Below are 17,810 nucleotides of genomic sequence, written 5' to 3' on the forward strand. Positions count from 1 at the left end.
TCACAAAAGTTTCGGGATTCCAAAGAATGATGAAAACAAATTGAGCCCGCATCCGGCTTGTGCTTCAGATGCGGGCTGCACACGTATTATTCGGCTACTTCGATGCCTTCGGACTTGGCGAGCTCGACCAGACGGCTCTCAATCTCCTCATATGCGGGGATGATGTCGCCCAAGTCGCGGCGGAATAGATCCTTGTCGAGATGTTCGACCTTGCCGGACTTGTCGCGCTGATCCCACAGGCGGCAGGAGTCAGGAGTGATCTCATCGGCCAGCAGCAGCGTGCCATCGGAGGTACGGCCCATTTCGATCTTGAAGTCCACGAGCTTGACGTCGATCTTAGCGAAGATCTCGATCAGGGCCTCGTTGATGCGGCGGGCGAGTGGTGCGATTTCGGCGAGATCCTCGCGGGTGCAGGTGCCGAGAGCCACCAGATCGTCGTCGTTCACGAACGGATCGTGCAGGTCGTCGTTCTTCAGGAAGTATTCGAGCACCGGCTCCTTCAAAGCCATGCCCTCTTCAACGCCTAGGCGAGAACAGAAATGGCCGGCGGCGGTGTTGCGCAGCACGATCTCCAGCGGGAACATGGTGACCTTCCTGACCAGCTGGGAGGTGTCACCGACGCGGGCCACAAGGTGGCTTTCGATGCCGCGTTTCTTCAGAAGATCGAAGATGAGGGTGGTAATGAGATTGTTCAACCTACCCTTGCCGGCGAAGTCTTCCTTCTTCTCGCCGTCACCTGCGGTAGCGGAGTTCTTGTATTCGACCCAAAGCACTTCCGGATCGTCAGTTGCGTACAGTTGCTTGGCCTTGCCCTCGTAGAGCTTTTCCAGCTTCTCCATTACTCGCCTTTCCTGGGGTTGGTAGGTAGATAGTTTGGTGAACTTGACGGTTAACAAGATACCAACGGGAGGCTACAATCGGGGCGTTTTCGGTGCGTTCCGAAAACGCCCTCGAAGGGTGGTCAGGCTACGCTGACCGTAAGCGTTTCGGCTACATGTGCGGCTTTGGCCCGAGCGTCGGATTCGCTGGCTCCGATGGCCAGCGCCACCGCCATGCGACGATGGCCATGCACCTCAGGCTTGGCGAAGATGCGTAGGTCGGTTTCCGGCTCGGCCAACGCATCGGCGACGTTCGTGAATTCAGCCTCGCCGTCACCCGCCACCACGATGGCATGGCTGGCGGCGACGGATCCTGCCGGAATGGAAAGCGCCACGTGACCTTCCGTAATCGGCAGGCCGAGAACCGCGCGGGCGTGCAGGGCGAACTCGCTCAGGCGTTGCGAGGCCATGGTCACCATGCCGGTGTCGTGCGGTCGGGGCGAAACCTCATTGAACAGTACGGAACCGTCGGTCAGCACGAACAATTCCACGCCGAACACGCCCCAACCTTGTTCTCCGGAGGCCTTCGCCTTCGCCACAAGGCCTTCCACCGCAGTTCGTGCGATACGTTGCGCCTGTTCGAGCACGTTTGTGGTAAAGGCGGCCGGTTGCCAGGATTCGCGGTAATCGCCGCTTTCCTGACGTTGCCCGATCGGAGCGCAGGTCACGATACCTGCCGAGGAGCTTACGGTCAGTACGGTCAGCTCGTAGTCGAGCGGGGCCAACGCCTCCACGATCACGCGGGACACATCTCCCTCATCATGCGCACGCCGACCCTCCTGAGCTTCCGTCCAAGCGGCGTCAATCGCATCTGCGGAACGTACCACGGACTGTCCGTGACCGGAAGAGCTCATGATCGGCTTGACTACGCAGGGATATCCGACGACTTCGGCACCGGCGCGAAGTTCCTCGAGCGAACCGGCGAAACGGTACGGCGTGGTCGGCAGTCCCAAATCCTCATGCGCAAGTACACGCAGTCGTTCACGATCCATGCAGATCGCCGCGATTTCGGCACTCGGCACCACCTGCGCACCATGAGCGGCGGCTGCGGCCAGTTCGGCGGTGGCGATCGCTTCGACTTCCGGCACGATGATATCCGGCTTGACTTCATCGAATAGTGCACGCAGTCGTTCGGCGTCCGCCATGTCAAGCACACGGTATTCGTGAGCGACTTGTTGGGCGGGGGCGCCGGCGTAGGAATCGGCCGCGCACACCCAGGCGCCGAGCCTCATCATTTCGAGGGCAACCTCCTTGCCCAGCTCACCGGCGCCAAGAAACAGAACGCGGGTCGGATGGTTGCCAAGCGGAGTGCCTAAGGTACGATTCTCTTCAGTCATGATTCTTATTGTGCCATCGGCGTAGGATGGGGCGCATGCTTGAGAACGAAAAGAAGGAAGCCGACCGACCGTTGACCATCGCCATGGTGGTCGACACATCGGGCAACCGGGGCAACGGCACTTCGAATTCCGCCCTGCAATGGGCGCAGGAGCTGGAACGTCAAGGGCATCATGTGCGTCTGGTCGGCATCGGGGCGCCTGATTTCCCGGCTCGTGTAAACCATGTGCCACTGGTGAGCTGGGTGGCGAAGCAGCAGCAGATGCAATTCGCCGAACCGAGCGATACGCTGTTCCGCGCGGCGTTCCTGGGCGTGGATGCGGTGCATATCTACACGCCGTTCCGTTTCGGACAGCATGCCTGCAAGGTGGCCAGGCAGATGGGCATCGCGGTCACTGCCGGATACCATGTGCAACCGGAGAACATCACCTACTCCGCGGGGCCCCTTAAATACGTGCCTGGCATTGACTCATTTATATATTGGCTGTTCAATATGTGGTTGTATCGCAGGATCGGCCATGTGCACGTACCTACCGAGCTTGGCGCCAGTCTGTTGCGTTCGCATGGGTATAAGGCGAAACTGCACGTGATTTCCAACGGATATGAGACTCGTTTCACGCCGAGACGACAACGGAGGGAAGACGGGGCCGTCGCCAAGCCGTTCCGTATCGTCGCGTCGGGTCGTCTGACCCACGAGAAGAATCATGTCATGCTGATTCGTGCCATCGCGCGATGCCGTCATGCGCAGGATATCGAATTGACGATCGCCGGCACCGGCCCGTTGAAAAAGAAGCTGCAGAGGATGGCCGACCGTCTGCTCGCCCGCCCCGCCTCCATCGGATTCCATAGGAACGCCGATATGCCGGCCCTGCTGCGTTCCGGTGACCTGCTGGTGCATCCGTCGATCGCCGATCTGGAATCGGTGAGCGTGATCGAAGGCATGGCATCCGGCCTGGTGCCGGTAATCGCTTCGTCATCGTTGAGCGCAGCCGGACAGTTCGCGTTATGCGACGAGTCGCTGTTCCCCGTTGACGATGTGGATGCGCTGGCCCGCCGCATTGACTGGTGGATCGACCATCCGGCGGAACTCAACGAGTGGAGCTCCGTCTACGCCGAACATACCAAGGAACATTATTCGGTGGCCGCTTCCGTACGCAAGTTCGTGGCCATGGAGCGCGAAGCCATCGCGGACAACGCGAAATAGCCGCTCGTGCCGGACCGTCAGGACCGGTGGAGTGAGCTAGAGCAGTGTGATAAGCTCTTCGACCTGCTCATCGGTGGTGGCCCAGCTGGTGCAGATACGCATTACGGTGTGCGTACCGTCGGCCTTCTCCATGAAGCCCAGACGAACATGCCGCTGCAGACGTTCCGATGTCTCATTGTCAAGCGTGATGAAAATCTGATTGGTCGGCGCGTCGAAGGTCAGTACATAGCCGCGTTCCACGAGTGCTTCGCGGATACGGTCGGCTGCGATGTTGGCACGACGTGCGATGCGGCTGTACAGATCATCGGTGAACAGCGTGTCGAACTGCAGCCCGAGCAGCCAGCCTTTGGCCAGGAGGGCACCATGCCGTTTGATGAGCGTGACGAAATGCTTCGGCACGCTGCCGTGCGTGAACACCACGGCCTCGCCGAACATCGCGCCCACCTTGGTGCCACCGATATAGAACACGTCGGCGAGCCTTGCGATGTCTTCAAGGGTCACGTCGTTGCCGGTGGCGGTCAGCGCGTAGCCGAGGCGTGCGCCGTCAATGAACAGCGGCAGTTCGTATTCGTCGCATACCTTGCGGATCGCCTTCAGCTCGGACAGCGTGTACAGCGTGCCGTATTCGGTGGCTTGCGAGATGTAGACACAGCCCGGAAACACCATATGCGTGTAATTGCCGTCCGCGTAGAAGTTCGCACAGTACTCATCAAGCTCGTTCGCATCGATTTTGCCGTCATGATGGGGGAGCGTCAGCACCTTGTGCCCGGTGCATTCGATGGCGCCCGCCTCATGAACGTTCACATGGCCGGTATCGGCGGCCACCACGCCGGCGTACTGCGGGGTGATGGAATCGATGACGATCTGGTTGGTTTGCGTGCCGCCGACCAGAAAGAAGATCTCGGCTTCCGGGCTTGCGCATGCCTCACGGATTTTCGCCTTGGCGGATTCGCAGATTTCGTCGTTGCCGTAGCCGGGATACTGTTTCGTGGCGGTATTCCGGATGCTCTCGATGATTTCCGGTGTCGCGGCGCAGGAATAATCGTTTTCGAAAGACAGCATGATGCTCCTTAGCTGGTTGCCATCGGTCGTATGTCTTCGGGAATAACAAAAAACCTCGGAATGTCTTCCGAGGTTTACCGGGGTGGCTAACGCGGCTCGAACGCGCGACCTTCTGAACCACAATCAGATGCTCTACCAACTGAGCTATAGCCACCATGTCGTTACTCCCCTAAGGAAGCGCAACAGGTGAATACTATACACGATTTTTCGGGGATGGATATTCCGGCGTGTTGCGTTGGAAGAAACGGCATCCGTCGTTCGGCATATGAACGCGGTGTCACATGCGCGGCACACGTTGGCATAGGTTGTATCCGCAATCCAAAAGATGATGTTGACGCTTGATGATTTCAAGCGCATCCTTACTCAGCCGTTGATGGTGATCGTCGGCACCCTGGCCCTGACCTCCTTCGCGTCCAACCCGTTGGCAGCCGTGCCGTCCACCTTCTTCAGCGTGTGGCACAACATCTCCGGCTCGGTGCTTTCCAGTTGGTGGCGGGAGCATGACGACAAGCATCGGATTCACCCCGATTCCGACAACGGCGAGAAGGGATCCGCGACCAAGGCCGATGCTGACGAAGTCGAATCAAAGGCCACTGAATCGACGAATGCCTGATTCGTTCCGCTTGATCGCCTGATGGCGATATGCGTATGCAACCCCTGAACCGCTCAGAACGGCTCAGGGGTTGTTCGTTTTCGACGGTAATTCCGGATTGTCTGTTCGGTTTTGTCGCTTTGTGCCCGTAAGGCGTAAAGCATTGGAATTGTTGGGATTTGACAGTGTCGCTACCCGTGTTTCGCGTGCGGTTTAGGGTATACTGATAAGTGAAGGCCGGAGTTGTGGATCGGTCGAGAAGTCGGCAGGTCGCAACGAAGCGTCCACGGCCGCGAGGCACATGCGCAACGCCTTCAAGATAATTGAATAATAACTGAAGAATAATTGAATATAGCGATTCGAAAAGGCGGCAAGAGGCAGTACGGCAGGGAGGCCGGGCCGCAGCAAAACAGACAGTAGGCATCGCATTTGGGTTATTGTGAACGCGCAAGGTGGCGCGTAAGAACCGAGAGTGGGAACCTCCTTCCCCGAGCGAATGGTCCCGGTGGCCGGTAAGCCACCGGGACCATTCTTTATGCCATGACACGACGGGAAAGGTATTGTCCGGCAAGAGCGTATACTAGTAATTCGTGTGTGCCAATGGCATGCCTTATGTAACAGGCGTGCGGATTGGGATATCCCGGAACTCGTGCGAATCACGCGCAGTAATGCGGCGGTGAGAGAGGAACGGGCCATCGGGCCGGTGGACTGTGGCTGTCTTTACGATTCGGTGTCGTGAAGTGTGCGCAGTGCGGCGGTCACACGAAGACAAAAGAAACCACTGAATCGGAGAATTCAAGTTGCCTACTATTGAACAGCTCGTCCGTAAGGGACGTCAGGCAAAGCCGAAGAAGTCCAAGACTTTGGCGCTGAAGGGAAGCCCGCTGCGTCGCGGCGTGTGCACCCGTGTCTACACCACCACCCCGAAGAAGCCGAATTCGGCACTGCGTAAGGTCGCCCGTGTGCGCCTGAGCTCCGGTGTGGAAGTCACCGCTTACATCCCGGGCGAAGGCCACAACCTGCAGGAGCACTCCATCGTGCTCGTGCGCGGCGGCCGTGTCAAGGATCTGCCGGGTGTTCGTTACCACATCGTGCGTGGCGCCCTCGATACCCAGGGCGTTAAGGACCGCAAGCAGGGTCGTTCCCTGTACGGAGCAAAGAAGGCGAAGTAAGAGATATGTCACGTAAAGGACCTTCCAAGAAGCATCAGCTGCTGCCGGATCCGATCTACGGTTCCACCGTTGTGGCACAGCTCATCAACAAGATTCTGCTCGACGGCAAGAAGTCGATCGCCGAAGACATCGTTTACTCCGCTCTCGATATGGTCAAGGAAAAGACCGAGCAGGAGCCGGTGGCCGTTCTGAAGCGCGCTCTCGACAACATCCGCCCGTCCCTCGAGGTTCGCTCCCGCCGTGTCGGTGGCGCCACCTACCAGGTTCCGGTCGAGGTGAAGCCGGCTCGTGCCAACACCCTGTCCCTGCGCTGGCTGACGGACTTCTCCCGCGCTCGTCGCGAGAAGACCATGGCCGAGCGCCTGGCCAACGAAATCCTCGATGCCTCCAACGGTCTCGGTGCCTCTGTCAAGCGCCGCGAGGATACTCATAAGATGGCGGAAGCCAACAAGGCATTCGCTCATTACCGCTGGTAATTAGTCGAGTAACGAGAGTTAAGGAATACTCATGGCACTAGACGTGCTTACTGATCTCAACCAGATCCGTAACATCGGCATCATGGCTCACATCGATGCCGGCAAGACCACCACCACCGAGCGTATCCTGTACTACACCGGCAAGAACTACAAGATCGGCGAGACCCACGATGGCGCCTCGACGATGGACTTCATGGCTCAGGAGCAGGAGCGCGGCATCACCATCCAGTCCGCGGCCACCACCTGCTTCTGGAATCGTCAGACCCATGACGAGAAGCAGAAGTTCCAGATCAACATCATCGATACCCCGGGCCACGTGGACTTCACGGCCGAGGTGGAACGTTCCCTGCGAGTGCTCGATGGCGCCGTTGCCGTGTTCGATGGCAAGGAAGGCGTGGAGCCGCAGTCTGAGACCGTGTGGCGTCAGGCCGACAAGTACGGCGTTCCGCGTATCTGCTTCATCAACAAGATGGATAAGCTCGGCGCTGATTTCTACTACTCCGTCGACACCATCAAGACCAAGCTGGGTGCGACCCCGCTCGTCGTGCAGCTGCCGATCGGCGCTGAGAACGACTTCGCCGGCGTCGTCGACCTGATCCGCATGAAGGCCTACGTCTGGAACGACGTCAAGGATGATATGGGTGCCCACTACGACACCACCGACATCCCGGCCGATCTGCAGGACAAGGCTGAGCAGTATCGTGCAGAGCTGCTCGACCAGGTCGCCGAGTCCGACGAGGAACTGCTCGAGAAGTACCTCGAGTCCGGCGAACTGACCGAAGACGAGATCCGCTCCGGCATCCGTAAGCTCACCATCAACCGTGAAGCCTATCCGGTGCTGTGCGGCTCCGCCTTCAAGGACAAGGGTGTTCAGCCGATGCTGGACGCCGTCGTCGACTACCTGCCGAGCCCGGAGGACGTGCCGTCCATCGTCGGTTTCGATCCGAAGGACGAGTCCCACGAAATCGATCGTCACCCGACGACCGATGACCCGTTCGCCGCTCTGGTCTTCAAGATCTCTACGCACCCGTTCTACGGCAAGCTCGTCTTCGTGCGCGTCTACTCCGGCGCCGTCAAGCCGGGCGACACCGTGCTCGACTCCACCAAGGAGAAGAAGGAACGCGTCGGCAAGATCTTCCAGATGCACGCCGACAAGGAGAACCCGGTGGACGCCGCCGAAGCCGGCAACATCTACACCTTCGTGGGCCTGAAGAACGTCACCACCGGTGACACCCTGTGTGACGAGAAGGCTCCGATCTCCCTCGAATCCATGACCTTCCCCGATCCGGTGATCGAGGTGGCCGTGGAGCCGAAGACCAAGGCCGATCAGGAGAAGATGAGCATCGCTCTGGCGAAGCTGTCCGACGAGGATCCGACCTTCCAGGTGAAGACCGACGAAGAGTCCGGCCAGACCCTGATCTCCGGCATGGGCGAGCTGCAGCTCGACATCATCGTCGACCGTATGCGTCGTGAGTTCAAGGTGGAGTGCAACGTCGGTAACCCGCAGGTTGCATACCGCGAGACGATCCGCAAGGCCGTCATGAACCAGGAATACACGCACAAGAAGCAGACTGGTGGTTCCGGCCAGTTCGCAAAGGTTCTGATGAACTTCGAACCGCTGAACACCGAAGAGGGCGAGACCTACGAGTTCGCCAACGAGGTTACCGGCGGCCACATCACCAAGGAATTCATTCCTTCCATCGATGCAGGCGTGCAGGAAGCCATGGAATCCGGCATTCTCGCCGGCTTCCCGGTGGTTGGCGTCAAGGCAACCGTCACCGACGGTCAGGTCCACGATGTCGATTCCTCCGAAATGGCCTTCAAGATCGCAGGTTCCATGTGCTTCAAGGAAGCTGCCCCGAAGGCCAAGCCGGTCATCCTCGAGCCGATCATGGCCGTGGAAGTGCGTACCCCGGAAGAGTACATGGGCGATGTGATGGGCGATCTGAACGCCCGTCGTGGTTCCATCCAGTCCATGACCGATTCCACCGGTGTCAAGGTCATCGACGCCAAGGTTCCGCTGTCCGAGATGTTCGGCTACATCGGCGACCTGCGCTCCAAGACCCAGGGCCGTGCAATGTTCACCATGCAGATGGACTCCTACGCAGAGGTTCCGAAGAACGTCTCCGAGGAGATCATCAAGGCCCAGCGCGGCGAGTGACACACGCCGCCGCTTCATTGGAAACTGTCTCCAGTCAGCGTTAGTATTTTGTAGCGCTGACTGGGTTCGGGCTCCAAAGTGGCACAAACCCGTCAAACCCAGTAATATGTAGCGAGTGCCTTGAACCGAGTTCAAGGCTGTTTACTACGAGACGTCCAGGAGGACAAAACACATGGCAAAGGAAAAGTACGAGCGTACTAAGCCGCACGTTAACATTGGTACCATCGGCCACGTCGATCACGGTAAGACTACCCTGACCGCAGCCATCTCCAAGGTCCTGCACGAAGAGTACCCGGACATCAACCCGGCCTACGACTTCAACCAGATCGACGCCGCCCCGGAAGAGCAGCAGCGTGGTATCACCATCAACATCGCCCACATCGAGTACCAGACCGCTGAGCGTCACTACGCTCACGTCGACTGCCCGGGCCACGCCGACTTCGTGAAGAACATGATCACCGGCGCTGCCCAGATGGATGGCGCTATCCTCGTTGTGGCCGCCACCGACGGCCCGATGGCTCAGACCCGCGAGCACGTGCTGCTCGCTCGTCAGGTGGGCGTGCCGCGTATCCTCGTCGCCCTGAACAAGTGCGATATGGTCGACGACGAAGAGCTCATCGAGCTCGTTGAGGAAGAGGTCCGTGACCTCCTCGACGAAAACGGCTTCGATCGCGATTGCCCGGTCATCCACACCTCCGCCTACGGCGCGCTGCACGATGACGCTCCGGACCACGACAAGTGGGTTGAGTCCGTCAAGGAACTCATGAAGGCCGTCGACGAGTACATCCCGACCCCGACCCACGATCTGGACAAGCCGTTCCTGATGCCGATCGAAGATGTGTTCACCATCTCCGGCCGTGGCACCGTGGTTACCGGCCGTGTCGAGCGTGGTAAGCTCCCGGTCAACTCCAACGTTGAGATCGTCGGCATCCGTCCGACCCAGACCACCACCGTCACCTCCATCGAGACCTTCCACAAGCAGATGGACGAGTGCGAGGCTGGCGACAACACCGGTCTGCTGCTCCGCGGCATCAACCGTGACCAGGTCGAGCGTGGCCAGGTTCTGGCTGCTCCGGGCTCCGTGACCCCGCACACCAAGTTCGAGGGCGAAGTCTACGTGCTGACCAAGGACGAAGGCGGCCGTCACTCGCCGTTCTTCTCCAACTACCGTCCGCAGTTCTACTTCCGTACCACCGACGTCACCGGCGTCATCACCCTGCCGGAAGGCGTTGAGATGGTGCAGCCGGGCGATCACGCTACCTTCGGCGTTGAGCTGATCCAGCCGATCGCTATGGAAGAGGGCCTGACCTTCGCAGTGCGCGAAGGTGGCCACACCGTCGGCTCGGGCCGTGTCACCAAGATCATCGAGTAGTTTTACCCGATATCGCAAGGCACGCTTGAACTAGCGTTTCTCAGGAAAACCTCCCCAGACCCACGTCTGGGGAGGTTTTCCCATATATATGGAAGGTGCGCAATCAAAGTATGCACGCCGTGGCATAATGGGCAAGGCTATTTTTGAGCTTTCCCTGTTAGTCGAAGAAATAGGTGAGTTAATTTGGCACAGACTACCAATGACATCAAGAACGGTTCCGTCCTGAACCTCGACGGCCAGCTGTGGTCCGTCATCAAGTTCCAGCACGTCAAGCCGGGCAAGGGTCCCGCCTTCGTGCGCACCACCATCAAGAACGTGCTTTCCGGCAAGATCGTCGACAAGACCTTCAACGCTGGCATGAAGATGGAATTCGAGACCGTCGACAACCGTAACCTCCAGTATTCCTATGAGGACGGCGACAACTTCGTGTTCATGGACATGACCACTTACGACCAGATCTACATCCCGAAGACCTTGGTCGGCGATCAGGCCAAGTACCTGCTCGAAGGCACCGACTGCGTCGTCTCCTTCCATGACGGCACCCCGCTGTCGGTGGAACTGCCGGCCTCCGTGATCCTGACCGTGACCCACACCGAGCCGGGCCTGCAGGGCAACCGATCCAACGCCGGCACCAAGCCGGCCACCGTCGAGACCGGTGCTGAGATTCAGGTGCCGCTGTTCATCGGCGAAGGCGAGAAGGTCAAGGTGAACACCACCGACGGCTCCTACCTCGGCCGCGAGAACTGAGAGTAGAAGGACGAAAGAAGCTTCCATGGCACGTTCCACCGCTCGCAAAAGGGCTCTGAATACGTTGTATGAAGCGGATGAGAAGGGACAGGACATCCTGTCCCTTCTTGCTGAGCGCATCGAGCAGCCCGGCGCTCAGACACCGCTGCCTGATTATGCCATCGAAATCGTTCGTGGCGTTGCAGAGAATCTTTACCGGATCGATTCCGTGCTTGATGAGCATTCCACGGGTTGGAAGGTCAAGCGCATGGGCGTTGTCGACCGCAATATCCTGCGCATCGCCGTTTGGGAGATCATGTTCAACGATGATGTGCCCAATATGGTGGCGATCGATGAGGCTCTGGGCCTCGCCAAGACATTGTGCGATGACGATTCCCCGGCATTCATCCATGGCCTGCTCAGCGCGGTGAGCGCCGACGCGGGTGATGTTCAGGTGGATGACCACCCGACCGACGATTCGGCTCAGTAAACAGCCGAAAGGCAAGCGATTCGGCCGGGTCGCGAGTCCTAACCGGCCGCTATCCTTGGTACGAATACCTTGACTATAAGGGGGTTTTGGTGAACCAGTATGATTCCGAAGCCGTGACTTTTGCCCCTCAGGATGCCGTTCTCGTTCTCGAAGACGGTCAAGTGTATGTGGGCGAACCTTACGGTGCGATCGGTACGACCAGCGGGGAGATCGTTTTCGCGACCGGCATGACCGGATATCAGGAAACGCTTACGGACCCCAGCTACGATCGTCAGATCGTGGTACAGACGTTCCCGCACATCGGGGACACGGGAATCAACCAGGAGGATCCGGAATCCTCCAGAATCTGGGTCGCCGGATATGTCGTGCGTGACCCCAGTCCGAACGTGAGCAATTGGCGTGCCACGGGTAGCCTTGACGATGATCTGGAATCGAACCATATCGTCGGCATCAGCCATATTGACACCCGCAAGCTGGTGCGCCATCTGTGTTCCGCGGGCGTGATGCGTGCCGCCATTTTCTCCGGAGACGCCCTGCTTGACGCATCCGGCAAGCCGCGCACCATTGAATCCATGCTTGACGAGGTCAAGGCCACTCCGCAGATGAAGGGCATGAGCCTGTACGACGAGGTCAGCACCGACGAGGCCTACACCATCGAGCCGTGCGGCGAATTCGAAGGCAAGGAGCCGCTGTTCACCGTGGCTGCGGTCGATCTCGGCATCAAGGCCATGACACCTCACCGTATGGCCGAACGTGGTTGCCGCGTGCATGTCGTGCCGTCCACCATCACCTTCGACGAGCTCGAAGCCCTCAATCCCGACGGCGTGTTCTTCTCCAATGGCCCGGGCGACCCGGAACAGGCCGATCCGGAAGTGAATCTGCTGCGCAAGGTGCTTGACGCGGGCCATCCGTTCTTCGGCATCTGCTTCGGCAACCAGCTGCTCGGTCGCGCACTCGGCTTCGGCACCTACAAGCTGAAGTTCGGCCACCGTGGCATCAACCAGCCGGTCAAGGACATGACCACCGGCAAGATTGAAATCACCGCTCATAACCATGGCTTTGCCGTGGATGCCCCGATCGGCGAAACCGTGGATGCGCCGTTCGGCGACGGCAAGTATGGCAAGGTGTTCGTCAGCCACATCGACCTGAACGACAATGTGGTCGAAGGCCTGCAGTGCGTCGACATCCCGGCGTTCTCCGTGCAATACCATCCGGAGGCCGCCGCCGGCCCGCACGACGCCGCATACCTGTTCGATCGTTTTGTGGATCTCATGCGTTCCGCCAAGGAGGAAAACCGCAATGCCTAAGCGCACAGACATCAAGTCCGTGATGGTCGTCGGCTCCGGCCCGATTGTGATCGGCCAGGCCGCGGAATTCGATTATTCGGGCACCCAGGCCTGCCGCGTGCTTCGTGAAGAGGGCATTCGCGTCATTCTGGTCAACTCGAATCCGGCCACCATCATGACCGATCCGGAAATGGCCGACGCCACCTACATCGAACCGATCTCCACCCCGATTCTCGAACAGATCATCGCCAAAGAACGTCCTGACGCACTGCTGCCGACGCTCGGCGGCCAGACCGCCCTGAACGCCGCCATGGCTCTCGGTGAGGCCGGTGTGCTGAAGAAGTACGACGTCGAGCTGATTGGTGCCTCCCTCGAGGCCATCGACCGCGGCGAGGACCGCGAACTGTTCAAGAAGGTTGTGGAGGAGGCCGGCGCCGAATCCGCACGTTCCGACATCGCGCACTCCATCGAGGAAGTCGACAGGATCGCCGAAAAGTTCGGCTATCCGCTGGTCGTCCGCCCGAGCTTCACCATGGGCGGCCTTGGTTCCGGCATCGCGCACGACGAAGAGGAGCTGCACCGCATCGCCGGTGCCGGCATCCATTATTCGCCGACTGACGAGGTCCTGATCGAAGAGGGTATCGAGGGCTGGAAGGAATATGAGCTCGAGCTGATGCGCGACAAGAAGGACAACGTCGTGGTCGTCTGCCCGATTGAGAACGTTGATCCGGTCGGCGTGCACACCGGCGACTCCATCACCGTGGCCCCGGTCTTCACTCTGACCGATCGCGAATACCAGAAGCTGCGCGATATCGGCATCGCCATCATCCGTGGCGTGGGCGTCGACACCGGTGGCTGCAACATTCAGTTCGCAATCCACCCTGATACCGGCCGTATCATCGTCATCGAGATGAACCCGCGTGTGTCCCGTTCGTCCGCGCTGGCTTCCAAGGCCACCGGCTTCCCGATCGCCAAGATCGCGACCAAGCTGGCTCTTGGCTACACGCTCGATGAAATCCAGAACGATATCACGCAGTCCACTCCGGCCAGCTTCGAGCCAACCATCGACTACGTGGTCACCAAGGTGCCGCGCTTTGCATTCGAGAAGTTCCCGGGTGCCGACCCGACCTTGACCACCTCCATGAAGTCTGTCGGCGAGGCCATGGCACTGGCCGGCAATTTCCAGGAATCCCTTGGCAAGGCCATGCGCTCCATCGACAAGCGTCATATGGGCTTCAACTGGGACGGCGACAAGCCATCCGCCGAAGAGGTCGAACAGCTGCTCGAAGCCATCAAGGTGCCGACCGAACATCGCTATCTGCAGATTCAGCGTGCCCTGTGGGGCGGCGCCACCGAAGAGCAGATCTTCGCGGCCACCAAGATTGATCCGTGGTTCATCCGCCAGTTCGAACTCATCAATGAGACCGCATTGGAGGTCAGGAACGCTGAGAAACTCACCGGAAGGCTGCTCAAGAAGGCCAAGCTCGCCGGTCTGTCCGATCTGCAGATCGCTCATCTGCGCCACCTCGGCGATGAAGGTGAGAACACCATCCGTGAACTGCGCTGGACCTATGACCTGCGTCCGGTGTTCAAGACCGTCGACACCTGCGCTGCCGAATTCGATGCGGCCACGCCGTATTACTACTCCTGCTATGCCGATGAGACCGAATTGCGTCCGCGTGATCGCGAGGCGGTGATCATCCTCGGTTCCGGTCCGAACCGCATCGGCCAGGGCATCGAGTTCGACTATACCTGCGTGCACGCCGTGCAGGAGCTGGGCAAGGACTATGACACCATCATGGTCAACTGCAACCCGGAAACCGTGTCGACCGATTATGACATGTCCGATCGTCTGTACTTCGAGCCGCTCACCTTCGAAGATGTGCTGGAAATCTACGAAGCCGAAAAGAAGATGGGTCCGGTCAAGGGCGTCATCGTGCAGCTCGGCGGTCAGACCCCGCTGTCGTTGGCCGCGCGCCTCAAGGCCGCCGGTGTACCGATTCTCGGCACCACGCCGGAATCCATCGACTTGGCCGAGAACCGTGAGCTTTTCGGCGAGGTGCTCAAAAAGGCCGACATGAACGCGCCGCGTTACGGTACCGCATTGAGCTTGGAAGAGGCTCGCGAGGCGGCCCATGGCATCGGCTACCCGGTGCTGGTGCGCCCGAGCTACGTGCTTGGCGGCCGTGGCATGGAAATCGTCTATGACGACGCCCAGCTGCGCAAGTATGTCGACCGCGCCCTTAGGGAGGCCCAGGCCGATACCGTGGTCTCCGGCCGTCTGCCTTCGCCGTTGCTGATCGACAAGTTCCTGCAGGATGCCGTGGAAATCGACGTCGATGCCTTGTTCGACGGCGAGGAACTCTACATCGGCGGCATCATGGAGCATGTCGAAGAGGCCGGCGTGCATTCCGGCGATGCGGCCTGCACCTTGCCCCCGAGCACCCTGTCCGACGACCAGATCCGTCGTCTGCGTGAGGGTACATACGCCATTGCCAAGGGATGCGGCGTTCAGGGCCTGATCAACGTACAGTACGCCTTCATGGCCAATACGCTGTATGTGATCGAAGCCAATCCGCGTGCTTCCCGTACCGTGCCATTCGCCTCCAAGGCCACCGGTGTGGCTCTGGCCAAGGCCGCCGCCCGCATCATGGCCGGCGAAACCATCCAGCAGCAGCGAGACAATGGCCTGTTGCTGCCTCACGGTGACGGTGGTGACATCCGCCGTGGCCAGCAGGTGGCCGTCAAGGAATCCGTATTGCCGTTCAAGCGTTTCCGTACCTCGTTGGGCAAGACCGTCGATGTGCTGCTTGGACCGGAGATGCGTTCCACCGGTGAGGTCATGGGCTTCGACCGTGACTTCCCGCACGCCTTCGCCAAGAGCCAGCTCGCCGCCTACGACGGAGGCCTGCCGACCAGCGGCAACGTGTTCATCTCCGTGAACGACACCGACAAACGTCAGCTGCCGCTGTTCGCCGCCCGATTGGTGGAGCTCGGCTTCAACATCTGGGCCACCGAAGGCACCGCCTCCGTACTGCGCCGCTATGGCATCGACTCCAAGATCGTGGATAAGATCAGCGTGCGCATGGATTCCGATCCGGAAGATCCGGTCACCACCTACCACGCGGAGGGCAGCGTCGGCAAGAACGTGGTTCAGCTGATTGAGGAGGGTGCCATCGACCTCATCCTCAACACGCCGAATTCCCGTGGCTCCCGCTCCGATGGCTATGCCATCCGTTCGGCCGCGATTGCAGCCGATCTGCCTCAGTTCACCACCATGACGGAGTTCTCCGCCGTGCTGATGGCGATCGAGGCCGTAAAGAATAATGATTACCAGATCATGAGCATTCAGGATCATTCCAAGCAGCTGTTCGAACTGGAAAGCCGTGAGTAATGATGAGTAGCCTCAGCAATGAAGAGTTAAACGCCCAACGGTCCGATTTCGGTCTGCGTCTGAGCAATTCCATGGCCAAATATGGTCCGTTGTGCGTCGGTATCGATCCACATCGACAACTTCTCATCGACTGGGGCTACAACGTGGATGCCTTGGGTGCGGAGCTATACGCCATGCGTATGCTCCAAGCCGCCAACGGTCGGGCTGCGGCCGTCAAATTCCAATTCTCCATGTTCGAGCGCTACGGTTCCAAAGGCATCGCGGCGCTCGAGCGTGTGCTCTATGCGGCACGCCAGATGGGTACCATCACCATCGTGGACTGCCTGCACGGAGGGCTGCCGACCACGGTTTCGGCATTCGCCGACGCCTACTTCAAACCGGGCGCTCCCTTGCTGGCCGATGCCATCACGTTGCTGCCGTATTACGGCGCACGTTCGCTCGGAGGCGTCATCAACGACGCCCTCAACAACGGGCGGGGCGTATTCATCGCATCGTTGACCTCCAATCAGGAGGGGGCCAGCCTGCAGACCGCCATCCGCCAGGCAGGGGAATACAAGGGCAAGACCGTGGCCTTCGGTATCGCCAGCACTGCGCAGAAGTTCAATAACGGCATTGATGGCATGGGCTCCGTAGGTCTGATCATCGGCGCCACCATCGGCCAGTGGATCAACGACAGCGGCGTGGATCCATCGAAATTCACCGGCCCGATCCTATCGCCGGGTTATGGATGGCAAGGCGCCGAAAAACGTGATCTGAAAACCGTGTTCAAAGGCACCAAGGGCAACGTGCTGGTCACTGTCTCCCGCTTCATCGCGGCACATGGCCCCAGCATCGCCGCTCTGACTGAAGCCACTGAATCCGTGGCTCTTGACATTCGTCAGGCGTTGCTGGAAGCTTCCACCGAAGGTGACGAGATCGACGAAGTCGACTAGGCGAATGCCGTTTTCCGGCTTGCATACGCAGACGATAACCAATCAAGGATGTTGCATTCATGACTTGTGTACATAACGAAGACGCAACCACCCGTCACGGAAGACTGATTGTGCTGTGCGGACCCGCAGGCGTAGGCAAAGGCACCGTACTTGGCCGTGTACGTGCGCAGCATCCGGAAATCTGGTTATCGGTATCGGCAACTACGCGTCAGCCACGCCCCGGTGAGGTGGATGGCGTGAACTACTACTTCATGAGCGAACGGGAATTCCTCGACAGGGAGGCTCGAGGTGAGTTTCTGGAAACCGCCGACGTGTTCGGTCTGGCGCATTACGGTACGCCGATTCAACCGGTTGTGGAACATTTGGAACAGAATGTTCCGACCGTGTTGGAGATTGATATCCAGGGAGCACGACGTGTCAAGGAACGGGCGGAAGAGCTCGGCCTCGATGTGATGACCGTGTTCATCGCACCGCCGTCGTTCGAAGAGCTCAAGCGGCGCTTGATCGGGCGTGGTACCGAAACAGCGGAACAGCAGGCCAAAAGACTTGAAACGGCGAAGATTGAACTGGCGGCCGAATCGGAATTCGATGTGGTGATTGTCAACGAAGTGGTGGAGGATGCAGCCGCGCAGCTGTGGAATATCATCGCCACGGAGTTCGGACTGTAGGTTCCAGTCGGTACGACGACCGCAGAGGGCGGGAATACGAAAAGGGGGTTACGCGGGTTTTT

At 59.3% G+C, this 17,810-nt stretch carries 14 protein-coding genes, 1 tRNA gene and 1 pseudogene; 12 read left to right on the top strand and 4 right to left on the bottom strand.

The genetic code is table 11. From position 1 onward, the window contains the following. Nucleotides 1–86: 86 nt before the first annotated feature. The gene (gene purC, locus HMPREF1494_RS02560; protein ID WP_034519165.1) at nt 87–839 is read right to left on the bottom strand and encodes a phosphoribosylaminoimidazolesuccinocarboxamide synthase; all 753 of its coding nucleotides are present in this window, start codon (nt 837–839) and stop codon (nt 87–89) included. Nucleotides 840–961: 122 nt separating this feature from the next. Then, nucleotides 962–2,215: a formate-dependent phosphoribosylglycinamide formyltransferase gene (gene purT, locus HMPREF1494_RS02565; protein WP_034519168.1), complete on the bottom strand. Its 1,254-nt coding sequence runs from the start codon at nt 2,213–2,215 to the stop codon at nt 962–964. A gap of 26 nt (nt 2,216–2,241) precedes the next feature. Between purT and HMPREF1494_RS02570 the strand changes: the two genes are divergently transcribed. Next, the gene (locus tag HMPREF1494_RS02570) at nt 2,242–3,417 is read left to right on the top strand and encodes a glycosyltransferase (protein ID WP_396334912.1); all 1,176 of its coding nucleotides are present in this window, start codon (nt 2,242–2,244) and stop codon (nt 3,415–3,417) included. A gap of 36 nt (nt 3,418–3,453) precedes the next feature. Here HMPREF1494_RS02570 and HMPREF1494_RS02575 read toward each other — a convergent pair whose 3' ends face one another. Further along, nucleotides 3,454–4,479 (bottom strand): threonine aldolase family protein, encoded by a 1,026-nt coding sequence (locus tag HMPREF1494_RS02575; protein WP_034519175.1) that lies wholly within the window; start codon nt 4,477–4,479, stop codon nt 3,454–3,456. Between the two features lie 81 nt (nt 4,480–4,560). Continuing rightward, nucleotides 4,561–4,633 (bottom strand) — tRNA-His (locus tag HMPREF1494_RS02580). 234 nt (nt 4,634–4,867) lie between these two features. Between HMPREF1494_RS02580 and HMPREF1494_RS02585 the strand changes: the two are divergent. From HMPREF1494_RS02585 to gmk, 11 genes and pseudogenes are all read left to right on the top strand, one after another. Then, a pseudogene (locus HMPREF1494_RS02585) lies at nt 4,868–5,092 on the top strand (bile acid:sodium symporter family protein); the annotation flags it as partial. 779 nt (nt 5,093–5,871) lie between these two features. Beyond that, nucleotides 5,872–6,243 (top strand): 30S ribosomal protein S12, encoded by a 372-nt coding sequence (gene rpsL / locus HMPREF1494_RS02590; protein ID WP_003808601.1) that lies wholly within the window; start codon nt 5,872–5,874, stop codon nt 6,241–6,243. 5 nt (nt 6,244–6,248) lie between these two features. Then, on the top strand, nt 6,249–6,719 hold the full coding sequence (gene rpsG, locus HMPREF1494_RS02595; RefSeq protein ID WP_003825775.1) for a 30S ribosomal protein S7: 471 nt from the start codon (nt 6,249–6,251) through the stop codon (nt 6,717–6,719). 31 nt (nt 6,720–6,750) lie between these two features. Next, entirely contained in the window at nt 6,751–8,880 is a 2,130-nt protein-coding gene (fusA, locus tag HMPREF1494_RS02600) for an elongation factor G (RefSeq protein ID WP_003836847.1), read from the top strand. A 172-nt stretch (nt 8,881–9,052) separates the two neighbouring features. Next, the gene (tuf, locus tag HMPREF1494_RS02605; RefSeq protein WP_003836844.1) at nt 9,053–10,252 is read left to right on the top strand and encodes an elongation factor Tu; all 1,200 of its coding nucleotides are present in this window, start codon (nt 9,053–9,055) and stop codon (nt 10,250–10,252) included. Nucleotides 10,253–10,435: 183 nt separating this feature from the next. Further along, on the top strand, nt 10,436–10,999 hold the full coding sequence (gene efp, locus HMPREF1494_RS02610; RefSeq protein WP_003836842.1) for an elongation factor P: 564 nt from the start codon (nt 10,436–10,438) through the stop codon (nt 10,997–10,999). 25 nt (nt 11,000–11,024) lie between these two features. Next, nucleotides 11,025–11,468, top strand: coding sequence for a transcription antitermination factor NusB (gene nusB, locus HMPREF1494_RS02615; RefSeq protein WP_003836841.1), 444 nt, complete (start codon nt 11,025–11,027; stop codon nt 11,466–11,468). 89 nt (nt 11,469–11,557) lie between these two features. Next, a complete protein-coding gene (gene carA, locus HMPREF1494_RS02620; protein ID WP_034519181.1) occupies nt 11,558–12,775 on the top strand; it encodes a glutamine-hydrolyzing carbamoyl-phosphate synthase small subunit in 1,218 nt (405 codons plus the stop codon). Continuing rightward, entirely contained in the window at nt 12,768–16,148 is a 3,381-nt protein-coding gene (carB, locus tag HMPREF1494_RS02625; protein ID WP_012902006.1) for a carbamoyl-phosphate synthase large subunit, read from the top strand. Before carA ends, carB begins: the two co-directional genes overlap by 8 nt. A 2-nt stretch (nt 16,149–16,150) precedes the next feature. Continuing rightward, nucleotides 16,151–17,080, top strand: coding sequence for an orotidine-5'-phosphate decarboxylase (pyrF, locus tag HMPREF1494_RS02630; RefSeq protein WP_126622084.1), 930 nt, complete (start codon nt 16,151–16,153; stop codon nt 17,078–17,080). 59 nt (nt 17,081–17,139) lie between these two features. Further along, nucleotides 17,140–17,748, top strand: a complete 609-nt coding sequence (gmk, locus tag HMPREF1494_RS02635) for a guanylate kinase (RefSeq protein ID WP_003844862.1) — start codon at nt 17,140–17,142, stop codon at nt 17,746–17,748. Nucleotides 17,749–17,810 lie beyond the last annotated feature (62 nt).

The organism is Bifidobacterium sp. MSTE12 (assembly GCF_000513015.1).
GTDB lineage: Bacteria > Actinomycetota > Actinomycetes > Actinomycetales > Bifidobacteriaceae > Bifidobacterium > Bifidobacterium dentium.

Coding starts and splice junctions, on each gene's coding strand:
- purC (WP_034519165.1), bottom strand. CDS start 839: ATGGAGAAGCTGGAAAAGCTCTACGAGGGCAAGGCCAAGCAACTGTAC.
- purT (WP_034519168.1), bottom strand. CDS start 2,215: ATGACTGAAGAGAATCGTACCTTAGGCACTCCGCTTGGCAACCATCCG.
- HMPREF1494_RS02570 (WP_396334912.1), top strand. CDS start 2,242: ATGGGGCGCATGCTTGAGAACGAAAAGAAGGAAGCCGACCGACCGTTG.
- HMPREF1494_RS02575 (WP_034519175.1), bottom strand. CDS start 4,479: ATGCTGTCTTTCGAAAACGATTATTCCTGCGCCGCGACACCGGAAATC.
- rpsG (WP_003825775.1), top strand. CDS start 6,249: ATGTCACGTAAAGGACCTTCCAAGAAGCATCAGCTGCTGCCGGATCCG.
- fusA (WP_003836847.1), top strand. CDS start 6,751: ATGGCACTAGACGTGCTTACTGATCTCAACCAGATCCGTAACATCGGC.
- tuf (WP_003836844.1), top strand. CDS start 9,053: ATGGCAAAGGAAAAGTACGAGCGTACTAAGCCGCACGTTAACATTGGT.
- nusB (WP_003836841.1), top strand. CDS start 11,025: ATGGCACGTTCCACCGCTCGCAAAAGGGCTCTGAATACGTTGTATGAA.
- carB (WP_012902006.1), top strand. CDS start 12,768: ATGCCTAAGCGCACAGACATCAAGTCCGTGATGGTCGTCGGCTCCGGC.
- pyrF (WP_126622084.1), top strand. CDS start 16,151: ATGAGTAGCCTCAGCAATGAAGAGTTAAACGCCCAACGGTCCGATTTC.
- gmk (WP_003844862.1), top strand. CDS start 17,140: ATGACTTGTGTACATAACGAAGACGCAACCACCCGTCACGGAAGACTG.